The sequence below is a fragment of the Neisseria sp. P0014.S009 genome (assembly GCF_051958155.1).
GTDB lineage: Bacteria > Pseudomonadota > Gammaproteobacteria > Burkholderiales > Neisseriaceae > Neisseria > Neisseria flavescens_C.
In genome coordinates this window covers 1-249 of record NZ_JBQCVS010000195.1, presented here as the reverse complement: position 1 = coordinate 249, position 249 = coordinate 1, and the positions used below count along the sequence as shown (strand labels likewise).

Below are 249 nucleotides of genomic sequence, written 5' to 3'. Positions count from 1 at the left end.
AAGCGCGTGTAGGCGGATGACCACGTCAGTCGTTGAAATCCCCCGGCTCAACCGGGGAACAGGCGCTGATACGAGTTGTCTGGAGGTGGGTAGGGGAGACTGGAACTTCCGGTGGAGCGGTGAAATGCGTTGAGATCGGAAGGAACGCCCGCGGCGAAAGCGAGTCTCTGGACCCATTCTGACGCTGAGACGCGAAAGCCAGGGGAGCAAACGGGATTAGATACCCCGGTAGTCCTGTCTCTTATACAC

1 rRNA gene is annotated in these 249 nt (G+C 58.6%); it reads left to right on the top strand.

Features of this window, described 5'->3' with window-relative positions:
• Window positions 1-249, top strand: a 16S ribosomal RNA gene (locus tag ACTHS4_RS12280); the annotation flags it as partial.